The sequence below is a fragment of the Pseudomonas sp. Pf153 genome (assembly GCF_001269775.1).
GTDB classification, from domain to species: domain Bacteria; phylum Pseudomonadota; class Gammaproteobacteria; order Pseudomonadales; family Pseudomonadaceae; genus Aquipseudomonas; species Aquipseudomonas uvaldensis.
Genome location: NZ_LHVL01000030.1, coordinates 600,600 through 614,121, shown reverse-complemented (window position 1 = coordinate 614,121; position 13,522 = coordinate 600,600). Strand labels below are relative to the sequence as shown.

At 60.1% G+C, this 13,522-nt stretch carries 12 protein-coding genes; 3 read left to right on the top strand and 9 right to left on the bottom strand.

Annotated features, from left to right (window positions below; translation table 11 throughout):
- Positions 1 to 114: 114 nt before the first annotated feature.
- From AD666_RS23905 to AD666_RS23875, 7 genes are all read right to left on the bottom strand, one after another.
- Positions 115 to 540: a GNAT family N-acetyltransferase gene (locus AD666_RS23905; RefSeq protein ID WP_053157811.1), complete on the bottom strand. Its 426-nt coding sequence runs from the start codon at positions 538 to 540 to the stop codon at positions 115 to 117.
- Complete coding sequence (locus AD666_RS23900; protein ID WP_053157801.1) at positions 533 to 1,699, bottom strand: cupin domain-containing protein; 1,167 nt, start codon at positions 1,697 to 1,699, stop codon at positions 533 to 535. Before AD666_RS23900 ends, AD666_RS23905 begins: the two co-directional genes overlap by 8 nt.
- Positions 1,700 to 1,783: 84 nt before the next feature.
- Entirely contained in the window at positions 1,784 to 3,154 is a 1,371-nt protein-coding gene (gene purB, locus AD666_RS23895; protein WP_053157797.1) for an adenylosuccinate lyase, read from the bottom strand.
- 123 nt (positions 3,155 to 3,277) lie between these two features.
- A complete protein-coding gene (gene hflD / locus AD666_RS23890; RefSeq protein WP_053157794.1) occupies positions 3,278 to 3,901 on the bottom strand; it encodes a high frequency lysogenization protein HflD in 624 nt (207 codons plus the stop codon).
- Positions 3,898 to 5,022 carry a tRNA 2-thiouridine(34) synthase MnmA gene (gene mnmA / locus AD666_RS23885; RefSeq protein ID WP_053157791.1) on the bottom strand — a complete coding sequence of 375 codons (1,125 nt, stop codon included), beginning with the start codon at positions 5,020 to 5,022 and terminating at the stop codon, positions 3,898 to 3,900. The genes hflD and mnmA overlap by 4 nt, the downstream gene beginning before the upstream one ends.
- 59 nt (positions 5,023 to 5,081) lie before the next feature.
- On the bottom strand, positions 5,082 to 5,528 hold the full coding sequence (locus AD666_RS23880) for an NUDIX hydrolase (protein ID WP_053157788.1): 447 nt from the start codon (positions 5,526 to 5,528) through the stop codon (positions 5,082 to 5,084).
- A 233-nt stretch (positions 5,529 to 5,761) separates the two neighbouring features.
- Complete coding sequence (locus AD666_RS23875) at positions 5,762 to 7,987, bottom strand: NADP-dependent isocitrate dehydrogenase (protein WP_053157784.1); 2,226 nt, start codon at positions 7,985 to 7,987, stop codon at positions 5,762 to 5,764.
- 468 nt (positions 7,988 to 8,455) lie between these two features.
- Between AD666_RS23875 and icd the strand changes: the two genes are divergently transcribed.
- Positions 8,456 to 9,712, top strand: coding sequence for an NADP-dependent isocitrate dehydrogenase (icd, locus tag AD666_RS23870; RefSeq protein WP_053157781.1), 1,257 nt, complete (start codon positions 8,456 to 8,458; stop codon positions 9,710 to 9,712).
- A gap of 72 nt (positions 9,713 to 9,784) precedes the next feature.
- Here the strand turns inward: icd and cspD are convergent, their stop codons facing one another.
- A complete protein-coding gene (cspD, locus tag AD666_RS23865) occupies positions 9,785 to 10,036 on the bottom strand; it encodes a cold shock domain-containing protein CspD (protein ID WP_172679674.1) in 252 nt (83 codons plus the stop codon).
- 241 nt (positions 10,037 to 10,277) lie between these two features.
- On the opposite strand from cspD, the gene clpS reads away from it, so the two are divergent.
- Both clpS and clpA read left to right on the top strand, forming a co-directional pair.
- The gene (gene clpS, locus AD666_RS23860) at positions 10,278 to 10,640 is read left to right on the top strand and encodes an ATP-dependent Clp protease adapter ClpS (protein WP_053157775.1); all 363 of its coding nucleotides are present in this window, start codon (positions 10,278 to 10,280) and stop codon (positions 10,638 to 10,640) included.
- 29 nt (positions 10,641 to 10,669) lie between these two features.
- Positions 10,670 to 12,940 (top strand): ATP-dependent Clp protease ATP-binding subunit ClpA, encoded by a 2,271-nt coding sequence (gene clpA / locus AD666_RS23855; protein ID WP_053157772.1) that lies wholly within the window; start codon positions 10,670 to 10,672, stop codon positions 12,938 to 12,940.
- A 268-nt stretch (positions 12,941 to 13,208) separates the two neighbouring features.
- Here the strand turns inward: clpA and infA are convergent, their stop codons facing one another.
- Positions 13,209 to 13,427 carry a translation initiation factor IF-1 gene (gene infA / locus AD666_RS23850; RefSeq protein WP_002553999.1) on the bottom strand — a complete coding sequence of 73 codons (219 nt, stop codon included), beginning with the start codon at positions 13,425 to 13,427 and terminating at the stop codon, positions 13,209 to 13,211.
- Between the last annotated feature and the right edge of the window lie 95 nt (positions 13,428 to 13,522).

Below are 13,522 nucleotides of genomic sequence, written 5' to 3'. Positions count from 1 at the left end.
GGGCCTCATCGCAAGCAGGCTCGCTCCCACATGAGGCCTGTGTAGCACACGGCGTTCGTGCTTGGCCCAGGACCCTGTGGGAGCGAGCCTGCTCGCGATGGCGGCGGCACGGTCTCAGGCCGAACGCCGCACCATGTCCACGTGGGGAATCCCGGCTTCCAGGAATTCCTCGCTGACCACGGCAAAGCCCAGTCGCTCATAGAACGGCGTGGCATGCACCTGGGCGCTGAGCATCTGCTGCTTGAGTTCGCGCTTCTCGGCCTCGGCGATTACCGCATGCATCAATGCGTCGCCCACTTTCAAGCCGCGCCAGTCCTTGAGCACCGAAACCCGGCCGATGTGGCCGTCAGTCAGCAGACGGGCGGTGCCGATGGGGAAGTCGCCTTCGTACGCCAGGAAATGCACCGCGCCCTGGTCGTCGGCATCCCATTCCAGCTCCGGCGGAACCGACTGCTCGACAATGAATACGCTTTCACGAATGCGCCGGATCTCGGCGTTATCCTTTTGCCAGTCTGCGACACGAACGTGAATTTTATTCATCGGCGAACCCCAGGCTGCCTTGTTTGACCAACTCGTGGATCAGGCCGCGACCGTCTTCGTCCGCCAGCCACGGGCTGAGGTTCTCGATGTGCAGTGCGTCGGCGGCGCAGATCATTTTCAGCAGCTCGCGCAACTTGCCCGGCAGATATCGACTCTGGCCGCTGGCGAACAACAGCAGGTCATCATCCACTTCCGACCAGGCCAGGCGGGCGCTCGGATTGCGGATGATCACTGCGCCTTGTTCCAGGCTGGCCAGCAGGTCTTCTTCTTCCAGTTCCGGACCTGCCACCAGCTCCGGGTAGCGAGGCTCGGTCATGAACTGGCCGAACCAGGTCAGCAGCAGGCGCTCGTCGCTCATGTGCTCGGCCAGCAGGCCTTTGAGGCGGTCGAGGGCGTCGTGCTGGATCTGGTGTGGATCGCTCACGGGGCGCGCATCGGCGTCGGTGTAGCGCTCTTCGTCCGGCAGGAACTGGCTGAGGAAGTCGGTGAAGTGGGTCAGCACTTCAGCGGCGCTCGGCGCGCGGAAGCCCACCGAGTAGGTCATGCAATCGTCAACGGCCACGCCGCAGTGGGCCAGGCGCGGCGGCAGGTAGAGCATGTCGCCCGGTTCCAGGGTCCATTCGTCGGTGGCTTCGAATTCGGCGAGGATGCGCAGGTCGGCGTGTTGCAGCAGTGGGCTTTCGGAGTCGCACATCTGGCCGATCTTCCAGTTGCGCTTGCCATGACCTTGCAGCAGGAAGACATCGTAGTTGTCGAAGTGCGGACCGACGCTGCCACCCGGGGCGGCAAAGCTGATCATCACGTCGTCGATACGCCAGCTCGGCAGGAAGCGGAAGTGCTCCAGCAGCTCGCTGACTTCCGGCACGAACTGATCGACAGCTTGGACCAGCAGCGTCCACTCGCGCTCCGGCAGCTTGCTGAACTCGTCTTCGGCAAACGGGCCACGACGCAGTTCCCACGGGCGCTCGCCGTGCTCGATCACCAGGCGCGATTCGACTTCTTCTTCCAGGGCCAGACCGGCCAGTTCGTCGGCATCGATCGGGCTTTCGAAGTCAGGGATCGCCTGGCGGATCAGCAGTGGTTTTTTCTGCCAGTAGTCGCGCATGAACTCCCGTGCCGTGATGCCGCCCAGGAGTTGCAGAGGAATATCAGGATTCATGTGTAACCTATTGAAAAAAAGTATTTTTCAGACGCGAATAAAAACGCCCGGCGCTCGGCCGGGCGTCTCAGGGCAAAGCGATGATCAGATGCGCTTGGCTTGTGCCGCCGCATTGCCGATGTAGCTGGCCGGCGTGAGCTTCTTCAGCTCGGTGCGGGCCTCGGCGGGCATGTCCAGGCTATCGATGAAAGTCTGCAGCGCTTCAGGGCTGATGCCCTTGCCACGGGTCAGTTCTTTCAGCTTTTCGTACGGGTTTTCGATGTTGTAGCGACGCATCACGGTCTGGATCGGCTCGGCCAGGACTTCCCAGCAGGCGTCCAGGTCGGCGGCGATTTTCTGCTCGTTCAACTCCAGCTTGCCGATGCCCTTGAGGCTGGCTTCGTAGGCGATGACGCTATGGGCGAAGCCCACGCCCAGGTTGCGCAGTACGGTGGAGTCGGTCAGGTCGCGCTGCCAGCGGGAAATCGGCAGCTTGCTCGCCAGGTGCTGGAACAGCGCGTTGGCGATGCCCAGGTTGCCTTCGGAGTTTTCGAAGTCGATCGGGTTGACCTTGTGCGGCATGGTCGAAGAACCGATTTCGCCGGCAATGGTGCGCTGCTTGAAGTAACCCAGGGAGATGTAGCCCCAGATGTCACGGTCGAAATCGATCAGGATGGTGTTGAAGCGCGCAATGGCGTCGAACAGTTCGGCGATGTAGTCGTGCGGTTCGATCTGGGTGGTGTACGGGTTGAAGCTCAGGCCCAGCTCATCTTCGATGAAGGCGCGGGCGTTGGCTTCCCAGTCGATGTCCGGGTAGGCCGACAGGTGGGCGTTGTAGTTGCCCACGGCACCGTTGATCTTGCCCAGCAGTGGCACGGCGGCAACCTGGGCGATCTGGCGTTCCAGGCGATACACCACGTTGGCCAGCTCTTTGCCCAGGGTGGTCGGCGAAGCCGGTTGACCATGGGTGCGCGACAGCATCGGTACGTCGGCGAAGCGGATCGCCAGTTCGCGGATGGCCTGGGCGACCTGGCGCATCAGCGGCAGCATCACATCGTCGCGGCCTTCGCGCAGCATCAGGGCGTGGGACAGGTTGTTGATGTCCTCGCTGGTGCAGGCGAAGTGAATGAACTCGCTGACCTTGGCCAGTTCCGGCAGTTTGGCCGCCTGCTCCTTGAGCAGGTATTCGATGGCCTTCACGTCGTGGTTGGTGGTGCGCTCGATTTCCTTGACGCGCTCGGCGTGCTCCAGCGCAAAGTTATCGGCCAGGGCATTGAGTACCGCATTGGCTTCGGCGGAGAACGCCGGGACTTCGCCGATGGCGGGGTGGGCGGCCAGGCGCTGGAGCCAGCGCACTTCAACCAGGACGCGGGCACGGATCAGGCCGTACTCGCTGAAAATCGGGCGCAGGGCCTGGGTTTTGCCGGCGTAGCGGCCGTCAACAGGGGAAACCGCAGTGAGCGAAGAGAGCTGCATGGGGTGTTCTCGGACAGTCGGGCAACGAAATGGGGCGCGTATCATACATGAAAACCAGCGCCGGTCCGTCGCCAACTGACCGGCGTGTTACGCGTAACGAGGTACAAAACGGGTCGAGGCGATTTATTCGTGGCGCATCAATGGGTAAAGCTCTTTCAGCAATTTGCGTCGGCTGATCACCAGTTGCCAGCGGTGGCCGCCCAACTGCCGCCACAACCGGGCCGAACGGATGCCGGCCAACAGCAGGGCGCGGATCTTCGAGGCGTTGCTCGGTTGCTGCAGGTTGCGCATGTCGCCATGCACCTGGATGCGCTGACGCAGTGTGCTGAGGGTGTCCTGATACAACGCACCGCAAGCGGCGATCACGTTTTCATGGGACGGGCCGAAGTGCTCGACCTGGGACTGGATTTGCGGCAGACGCTTGCCGATGGTGTCCAGCAGGTCGTCGCGCTTGGCCAGTTGACGTTCCAGGCCCAGCATCGACAGGGCATAGCGCAGCGGCTCGCGTTGCAAGGCGCTGGGGTCGCGTTCCAGAGCGCCGATCAATGCCCGGTAGCCTTCGCGCAGGTTAAGGTCATCGCCGCCATAGACTTCCAGGGTGTCCTTGGGGTCGCGAACCAGCAGGCTGCCGAGCATGCAGGCCAGGCCCGCTTCGGTGGCCTGGCCGGTCTTGGCGATGCGGTCCACCAGCACGGCGGCCAGAAACACGCCGCCCAATGCCGTCAGTTGCTCCTGTATCGGGCTCATGCCTTGCTGCTCCATGGCTCTGCGACTTCGATCACGCCGCCGCCCAGGCAGATTTCGCCGTCATAGAACACCACGGACTGGCCGGGGGTGACCGCACGTTGCGGATCATCGAAGGTGGCGCGGTAGCCGTTGGCGGTTTTTTCAAGGGTGCAAGGCTGGTCGCTCTGGCGATAGCGAACCTTGGCTGTCAGGCGACGTGGCTTGCTGAGGTCGATCGGGTTGACCCAATAGATGTCCGAGGCGAGCAGGGCGCCGGAGAACAACCATGGGTGATCGTTGCCCTGGCCGACAATGAGTTCGTTGTGCTCCAGGTCCTTGACCAGCACGTACCACGGTTCTTCGCCGGCATCTTTCAGGCCGCCGATGCCCAGGCCCTGGCGCTGACCGATGGTGTGGTACATCAAACCATGGTGGCGACCGATGACCTCGCCCTCGGTGGTTTTGATCTCGCCCGGTTGGGCCGGCAGGTATTGCTTGAGGAAATCACTGAAACGCCGTTCGCCGATGAAGCAGATGCCGGTGGAATCCTTTTTCTTGGCGGTGGCAAGGGCGTGCTTCTCGGCAATCGCCCGTACTTCCGGCTTTTCCAGTTCCCCCACCGGGAACAGGGTTTTGGCGATCTGCTCGCCGCCGACGGCATGCAGGAAGTAGCTTTGATCCTTGTTCGGATCCAGGCCCTTGAGCAGTTCGGTTCGACCGTCGATATCACGGCGACGCACGTAGTGGCCGGTGGCGATCAGGTCGGCGCCGAGCATCATGGCGTAGTCGAGGAATGCCTTGAACTTGATCTCGCGGTTGCAGAGGATGTCCGGGTTCGGCGTGCGGCCGGCCTTGTACTCGGCCAGGAAATGCTCGAACACGTTGTCCCAGTACTCGGCGGCGAAATTGGCGGTGTGCAGCTTGATGCCGATCTTGTCGCACACGGCCTGGGCGTCCGCCAGGTCATCCATGGCGGTGCAATATTCGGTTCCGTCGTCTTCTTCCCAGTTCTTCATGAACAGGCCTTCCACTTCATAACCCTGCTCCATCAGCAGAAGGGCGGAAACGGAAGAGTCAACGCCGCCGGACATGCCGACAATGACGCGCTGTTTGGTGGTGTCGGAACGAGCTGGATCACGCATAGGAATTCAATGAGTGTCTTGAAAAAGGACGCGATTCTATCAGGCCCGGGCGCGCAAGGCTAAAGAGAAGGGCGGATCAATGACAGGCTGTGGCGATGGCCGGCCAGATAATCGTCGATGCAACGAATGATCAACTCGCTGCGCCAGTGCTCGCGCTGTTCGAGCAGTTCGTCGCGGCTTAGCCATTTGGCGCCGAGGATGCCGTCATCCAGTTGATAGTCGGGGCGATGGTTCAAGACCTTGGCGGCGAAACAGACGCGCTGGTAAGTCACGCCGTTGCTGGGCGCGGTGTACAGGTAAATGCCCACCACGTCGGTGGGTTCGACGTCCCAGCCGGTTTCTTCCAGGGTTTCGCGTACAGCGGCTTCAATCAGTGTTTCGTCTGGATCCAGGTGGCCGGCCGGCTGGTTGAGCACCGATCGTCCGCCCTTGGATTCTTCCACCATCAGGAAGCGGCCGTTGTCTTCGACGATGGTGGCGACGGTAATGTGGGGTTGCCAGTCCATGATGTCTCCTCGATTCCAGTAGCTGCATTCGGTCTATGTGCGAGCCTGCTCGCGATAGCGGTGTGTCAGGCGGCATCAGTATTGAATGTTATACCGCCATCGCGAGCAGGCTCGCTCCCACAAGGGCTAGGGCGTTCACAAGTCTGGCGTTCATCCTGATTCCCATAGGGATGGTGGGTTTGGAAACACAAACCCCGGCACAAGGCCGGGGTTTGTGATGTTCCCTTACAACCTTACACCAGCGCAGCAATCGCCGCATTGAAGGTAGCGCTCGGGCGCATGGCCTTGCTGGTCAGCTCTGGGTTGGCGAAGTAGTAACCGCCAATGTCCACTGGCTTGCCTTGGACGGCGTTGAGCTCGGCAACGATCTTCTCTTCGTTGTCGGTCAGGGTCTTGGCCAGGGGCGCGAACTGAGCCTTGAGGGCAGCGTCGTCGTTTTGAGCGGCCAGTGCCTGGGCCCAGAACAGGGTCAGGTAGAAGTGGCTGCCACGGTTGTCGATGCCGCCGACTTTGCGCGAAGGCGATTTGTTGCGGTCCAGGAACTCACCAGTGGCCTGGTCGAGGGTCTTGGACAGAACCAGTGCCTTCGGATTGTTGTAGGTCACGCCCAGGTGTTCGAGGGATGCGGCCAGGGCCAGGAATTCGCCCAGGGAATCCCAGCGCAGGAAGTTTTCTTCCAGCAGTTGTTGGACGTGCTTGGGTGCCGAACCGCCAGCGCCGGTTTCGAACAGGCCGCCACCGTTCATCAGCGGCACGATCGACAGCATCTTGGCGCTGGTGCCCAGTTCCATGATCGGGAACAGGTCGGTCAGGTAGTCGCGCAGCACGTTGCCGGTCACCGAGATGGTGTCCTTGCCTTCGCGGGTGCGGGCCAGGGTGTATTTCATCGCGTCGACTGGCGACATGATCTGGATGTCCAGGCTGTTGGTGTCGTGGTCCTTCAGGTAAGCCTGGACCTTCTCGATCACCACGCCGTCGTGGGCGCGCATCGGGTCCAGCCAGAAAATGGCCGGGGTGCTGCTTGCACGGGCACGGTTGACGGCCAGCTTGACCCAATCCTGGATCGGCGCGTCCTTGGTCTGGCACATGCGGAAGATGTCGCCGGCTTCGACAGTCTGTTCCATCAGCAGGGTGCCCTTGCTGTCGGTGACGCGCACCACGCCGTCGGCCTTGATCTGGAAGGTCTTGTCGTGGGAGCCGTACTCTTCGGCTTTCTTGGCCATCAAGCCTACGTTCGGCACACTGCCCATGGTGGTCGGATCGAACGCACCGTTGGCCTTGCAATCTTCGATCACCGCCTGGTAGATGGTGGCGTAGCAGCGGTCCGGGATCACGGCCTTGGTGTCGTGCAGTTGGCCATCGGTGCCCCACATCTTGCCGGAGTCACGGATCATGGCCGGCATGGAGGCGTCGACGATGACGTCGCTCGGCACGTGCAGGTTGGTGATGCCTTTGTCGGAGTTGACCATCGCCAGGGCAGGGCGCGACGCATAGACCGCCTGGATATCGGCTTCGATCTGCGCCTGCTGCTCGGCCGGCAGGGCCTTGATGCGAGTGTACAGGTCGCCGATGCCGTTGTTCAGGTTGAAGCCGATCTGCGCCAGCACGTCAGCGTGCTTGGCCAGGGCATCTTTATAGAACTCGGCGACGATCTGGCCGAACATGATCGGGTCGGAAACCTTCATCATGGTGGCTTTGAGGTGGACCGACAACAGTACGCCTTGTTGCTTGGCGCTTTCGATTTCAGCGGCAATGAAGGCGCGCAGGGCGTTCTTGCTCATCACGGCGCAGTCGAGGATCTCGCCGGCCTGGACGCTGGTTTTTTCTTTCAGGACGGTGGTGGTGCCGTCCTGGGCAATAAACTCGATTTTCACGGCGTCAGCGGCGTCGATCAGGGCAGCTTTCTCGCTGCCGTAGAAATCGCCGGAGCTCATGTGGGCTACATGGGACTTGGAGTCCGCAGCCCAGGCGCCCATCTTGTGTGGGTGCTTGCGGGCATAGTTCTTGACCGACAGCGGTGCGCGGCGGTCGGAGTTGCCTTCGCGCAGCACCGGGTTCACGGCGCTGCCCTTGACCTTGTCGTAACGGGCGCGAGCGTCTTTCTCGGCCTCGGTGGTCACGGTTTCCGGGTAGTCCGGCAATGCATAGCCCTGGGCCTGCAGTTCCTTGATCGCGGCCTGCAATTGCGGGACCGAAGCGCTGATGTTCGGCAGCTTGATGATGTTGGCTTCAGGTGTCACGGCCAGCTCGCCCAGTTCGGCGAGGTGGTCGGCTACGGCTTTGTCACCCAGTTGCTCGGGGAAGCTGGCCAGGATGCGCCCTGCCAGAGAGATATCGCGGGTTTCCACGGCGATATCGGCCGAAGCGGTAAAGGCTTCGACGATCGGCAGCAGCGAATAGGTGGCGAGGGCGGGCGCTTCGTCGGTGAAGGTATAGATGATCTTCGAGCGGGTGGGCATATTCGGATTAACTCTCTTCTTTGCTAAAGCATGCGCAGAAACTCGAGGGCGCCGGGTAAGCGCGTTCGTTCAAAGTCATCCGTGAACCGAATGTCGAGGTTTCTTCGCGGTGATGTTGGGTGCATCAGTCGAGCGTCAAGCGGTCGGGCCGTGGTAACGGACCGGCTTTTAACGGGCGGAAAGTCCTGTCGCAGAGCAGTCAGCCATCGTGACCCTGTGGTCAGCGGCGGCATTATACATAGGTAGCTGGCGATCTGCCGATGGTTCATAGACTTTAGTGCTCGTCCATTGGTCTAAACGTCGCAGTGGGCGGAACGCGTCTATGCTCATGTTTGGCGCTTTTCCCTTGGTTTTCAGGGTTGTACGCGGCGAACTGTATCTCTTTGGTCTTGGTAGGGTTTGCGCGCCGATTCAACTGGGGTACGCTCGAACGCAGCCAGATGTTTAATCCAAGCAATGGAGTTCAGCATGGGGTATCAAAAGATTCAGGTTCCGGCCGTCGGTGACAAAATCACCGTCAATGCAGACCATTCTCTTAATGTTCCTGACAATCCGATCATTCCTTTCATCGAAGGGGATGGCATTGGTGTCGACATCAGCCCGGTCATGATCAAGGTCGTGGACGCTGCCGTGCAGAAGGCCTACGGCGGCAAGCGCAAGATTTCCTGGATGGAGGTCTATGCCGGTGAAAAAGCCACCCAGGTCTACGACCAGGACACATGGCTGCCCCAGGAAACCCTGGATGCGGTCAAGGATTACGTGGTGTCCATCAAGGGCCCCCTGACCACGCCGGTCGGTGGCGGTATCCGTTCGCTGAACGTGGCCCTGCGTCAACAGCTCGACCTGTATGTCTGCCTGCGTCCGGTGCGCTGGTTCGAAGGTGTGCCGAGCCCGGTCAAGAAGCCTGGCGATGTGGACATGACGATTTTCCGCGAGAACTCCGAAGACATCTATGCCGGCATCGAGTGGAAGGCCGGCTCGGCCGAAGCCACCAAGGTGATCAAGTTCCTCAAGGAGGAAATGGGCGTTACCAAGATCCGTTTCGACGAGGACTGTGGTATCGGCGTCAAGCCCGTGTCCAAGCAGGGCACCAAGCGCCTGGCCCGCAAGGCATTGCAATATGTAGTCGATAACGACCGCGATTCGCTGACCATCGTACACAAAGGCAACATCATGAAGTTCACCGAAGGTGCCTTCAAGGAATGGGCCTACGAAGTGGCGGCCGAGGAATTCGGCGCGACCCTGCTCGATGGTGGGCCTTGGATGCAGTTCAAGAACCCCAAGACCGGCAAGAACGTCGTGGTCAAGGACGCCATCGCCGACGCCATGCTCCAGCAGATCCTGCTGCGTCCGGCTGAATATGACGTGATCGCGACCCTGAACCTCAACGGTGACTATCTCTCCGACGCCCTGGCGGCGGAAGTGGGCGGCATCGGCATTGCCCCGGGTGCCAACCTGTCGGACACCGTCGCCATGTTCGAAGCCACCCACGGCACCGCGCCCAAGTACGCGGGCAAGGACCAGGTCAACCCGGGCTCGCTGATCCTGTCGGCTGAAATGATGTTGCGCCACATGGGTTGGACCGAAGCGGCCGACCTGATCATCAAGGGCACCAATGGCGCGATTTCGGCCAAGACCGTGACCTATGACTTCGAACGCCTGATGGAGGGCGCGAAGCTGGTGTCGTCTTCGGGCTTTGGCGATGCGCTGATCGCCCATATGTAAGACAATCGGCATGAAAAAGCCCGGCTCGAGTGATCGAGCCGGGCTTTTTTCATGCCCGCAAGCTATCGCAGGTCAATGGGTCTCGGTGACCTTGATTTCCACGGAGGCAGGTGTGTTTTGAACTTCGATGGGCGTAATGTTGACTGCGTGCAGGCCTTTGGGCCCCTGGATGACATCGAATTTTACAGGCTGCCCGGCTTTCAGGGTTTTATAGCCTTCCATATTGATTGCCGAGTAGTGGGCGAAAAGGTCTTCCTCCCTGCCAGTCGCTAGGATGAACCCGTAGCCTTTGGCATTGTTGAACCATTTCACCTTGCCACTCATCTTGACGACCGACATAAACCATATCCCTCTGCAACGCACTCCATCACTGGAGTATCATCCGGTTCATCCGCAGTCTAATCTTGTTGTCAGGATCAATGCCGCGGACCTTTTTAACCCGCGATGGGCTCTATTGGTTGTAACACCGTTTTGCCGATAGTCAAGGTGACCCGGCGGTCGTGGTTGAAATCGCCAGCCGGCACCCCCATTAGTGTAAATGCCAACTAAACGAACCTTTCTTTCCATGCATGCAATCAGCCAGATTCGACTAACATTCAATCAGGATCGCCCGGATCAGCATGACGACGATTCCGCCGGCATTGCTGTCCAGGAAGCAAAGCCCGCGTTACAGGCGCCACCGATGTACAAGGTGGTTTTGTTCAACGATGACTACACACCGATGGATTTCGTCGTCGAAGTGCTCGAGGTGTTTTTTAACCTGAACCGCGAGCTGGCGACCAAGGTCATGCTGGCCGTCCATACAGAGGGACGGGCAGTGTGCGGAGTGTTTACCCGCGACATCGCCGAGACAAAGGCTATGCAGGTCAACCAGTACGCCCGGGAAAGCCAGCATCCGCTACTCTGTGAAATCGAGAAGGACGGTTAACGCCGACCACTTGGGTATGAGGTGAAGCCATGTTAAACCGCGAGCTCGAAGTCACCCTCAATCTTGCCTTCAAGGAGGCCCGTTCGAAGCGTCATGAATTCATGACGGTCGAGCACCTGCTGCTGGCCCTATTGGATAACGAGGCTGCCGCCACCGTTTTGCGTGCCTGCGGCGCGAACCTCGATAAACTCAAGCACGATCTGCAGGAGTTCATCGACTCCACCACGCCATTGATCCCCGTTCATGACGAGGATCGCGAAACCCAGCCAACCCTGGGCTTCCAGCGCGTTCTGCAGCGTGCTGTCTTTCATGTACAGAGCTCGGGCAAGCGCGAAGTCACCGGCGCCAATGTGCTGGTTGCCATTTTCAGCGAACAGGAAAGCCAGGCGGTTTTCCTGCTCAAGCAACAGAGCGTTGCGCGTATCGATGTCGTCAACTACATCGCCCATGGCATTTCCAAGGTGCCAGGGCACGGCGACCACTCCGAAGGTGAGCAGGATATGCAGGATGACGAGGGCGGTGAGTCTTCTTCCTCGGGCAATCCATTGGATGCCTATGCCAGCAACCTGAACGAACTGGCGCGCCAGGGGCGCATCGATCCGTTGGTGGGACGCGAGGCCGAAGTCGAGCGCGTCGCTCAGATCCTGGCCCGGCGTCGCAAGAACAACCCGCTGCTGGTGGGTGAGGCGGGTGTCGGTAAAACGGCCATCGCCGAGGGCCTGGCCAAGCGCATCGTCGACAGCCAGGTGCCGGATCTGCTGGCCAACAGTGTGGTCTATTCCCTCGATCTGGGTGCCTTGCTGGCCGGTACCAAGTACCGGGGCGACTTCGAGAAGCGCTTCAAGGCGTTGCTCGGCGAGCTTAAAAAGCGTCCCCAGGCGATCCTGTTCATTGACGAGATCCACACCATCATTGGTGCGGGCGCCGCATCCGGTGGTGTCATGGATGCCTCGAACCTGCTCAAACCGCTGCTTTCGTCGGGCGATATCCGCTGCATCGGTTCGACCACCTTCCAGGAGTTCCGCGGGATCTTCGAGAAGGATCGTGCCTTGGCCCGGCGTTTCCAGAAGGTCGACGTATCGGAGCCGTCGGTGGAAGACACCATTGGCATCCTGCGCGGCCTGAAAGGGCGTTTCGAGCTGCACCACAGCATCGAGTACAGCGATGAAGCGCTGCGCGCCGCCGCCGAGCTGGCTTCACGCTATATCAATGACCGGCATATGCCGGACAAAGCCATCGACGTTATCGACGAGGCGGGTGCCTACCAGCGCCTGCAACCGGCCGAAAGCCGCGTCAAGCGCATCGACGTACCGCAGGTCGAGGACATCGTCGCGAAAATCGCACGGATTCCGCCCAAGCATGTCACCAGCTCCGACAAGGAACTGCTGCGTAACCTGGAGCGCGACCTGAAGCTGACGGTGTTTGGCCAGGATGCGGCCATCGATTCGCTGTCCACGGCCATCAAGCTGTCTCGTGCCGGCCTGAAATCTCCGGACAAGCCGGTGGGTTCGTTCCTGTTCGCAGGTCCCACCGGGGTGGGCAAGACCGAAGCGGCGCGGCAACTGGCCAAGGCGATGGGCATCGAACTGGTTCGTTTCGACATGTCCGAGTACATGGAGCGCCATACCGTTTCGCGTCTGATCGGTGCGCCTCCGGGTTATGTCGGTTTCGACCAGGGCGGCCTGCTCACCGAAGCCATTACCAAGCAGCCACACTGCGTATTGTTGCTCGATGAAATCGAGAAGGCGCATCCGGAAGTCTTCAACCTGCTGCTGCAGGTCATGGATCACGGTACGTTGACCGACAACAACGGGCGCAAAGCGGATTTCCGCAACGTGATCATTATCATGACCACGAACGCCGGTGCCGAGACAGCGGCTCGTGCTTCGATCGGTTTCACCCATCAGGACCATTCGTCCGATGCGATGGAAGTGATCAAGAAGAGCTTCACGCCTGAATTCCGCAACCGTCTGGACACCATCATCCAGTTTGGTCGCCTCAGCCATGAGGTCATCAAGAGCGTGGTGGACAAGTTCCTTACCGAACTTCAGGCGCAGCTCGAAGACAAGCGTGTGTTGCTGGAAGTCACCGACGCGGCCCGCAGCTGGCTGGCGGAGGGTGGCTACGACGTGACCATGGGGGCGCGGCCGATGGCTCGCCTGATCCAGGACAAGATCAAGCGTCCGCTGGCGGAGGAGATTCTCTTTGGCGAACTGGCCGAGCATGGCGGTGTGGTCCATATCGACATCAAGGATGGCGAACTGACCTTCGAGTTCGAAACCACGGCCGAAATGGCTTGATCTTTATACGCAACAATGCAAAAGGCGCCGAGAGGCGCCTTTTTGCTTTTTTCGAGAAGCGCATCGAACCCTGTGGGAGCGGGCTTGCTCGCGAATGCGATTTCACATTCGGCATCTATGCAAGCTGATCGACCGCATTCGCGAGCAAGCCCGCTCCCACAGGGTATGGGGTTGGCCTCAATACTGGGTGTTATTGCCAGCACTTGTGAGGCTTAGTCGCAGGCAAACAAAAACGCCCGGCATGAGCCGGGCGTTTTGTGTCGACCTGTTAGCGAGCGCGGTAGGTGATGCGCCCTTTGCTCAAGTCATAGGGCGTCAGCTCGACGCGCACTTTGTCACCGGTCAGAATACGAATGTAGTTCTTGCGCATCTTGCCGGAGATATGCGCGGTAACGACGTGCCCATTTTCCAACTCCACACGAAACATGGTGTTGGGCAGGGTGTCGACGACAGTGCCTTCCATTTCGAAGCTGTCTTCTTTCGACATGCAGTAAAGCCCTCGGTATCCAGTGAATGGCCCGGTGCAACTGCGCCAGGCAAAAGCGGCGTGCATTGTGCCCGAAAAAGGGGGGGCAAGCCAAG

Coding starts and splice junctions, on each gene's coding strand:
- AD666_RS23905 (WP_053157811.1), bottom strand. CDS start 540: ATGAATAAAATTCACGTTCGTGTCGCAGACTGGCAAAAGGATAACGCC.
- AD666_RS23900 (WP_053157801.1), bottom strand. CDS start 1,699: ATGAATCCTGATATTCCTCTGCAACTCCTGGGCGGCATCACGGCACGG.
- purB (WP_053157797.1), bottom strand. CDS start 3,154: ATGCAGCTCTCTTCGCTCACTGCGGTTTCCCCTGTTGACGGCCGCTAC.
- hflD (WP_053157794.1), bottom strand. CDS start 3,901: ATGAGCCCGATACAGGAGCAACTGACGGCATTGGGCGGCGTGTTTCTG.
- mnmA (WP_053157791.1), bottom strand. CDS start 5,022: ATGCGTGATCCAGCTCGTTCCGACACCACCAAACAGCGCGTCATTGTC.
- AD666_RS23880 (WP_053157788.1), bottom strand. CDS start 5,528: ATGGACTGGCAACCCCACATTACCGTCGCCACCATCGTCGAAGACAAC.
- AD666_RS23875 (WP_053157784.1), bottom strand. CDS start 7,987: ATGCCCACCCGCTCGAAGATCATCTATACCTTCACCGACGAAGCGCCC.
- icd (WP_053157781.1), top strand. CDS start 8,456: ATGGGGTATCAAAAGATTCAGGTTCCGGCCGTCGGTGACAAAATCACC.
- cspD (WP_172679674.1), bottom strand. CDS start 10,036: ATGAGTGGCAAGGTGAAATGGTTCAACAATGCCAAAGGCTACGGGTTC.
- clpS (WP_053157775.1), top strand. CDS start 10,278: ATGCATGCAATCAGCCAGATTCGACTAACATTCAATCAGGATCGCCCG.
- clpA (WP_053157772.1), top strand. CDS start 10,670: ATGTTAAACCGCGAGCTCGAAGTCACCCTCAATCTTGCCTTCAAGGAG.
- infA (WP_002553999.1), bottom strand. CDS start 13,427: ATGTCGAAAGAAGACAGCTTCGAAATGGAAGGCACTGTCGTCGACACC.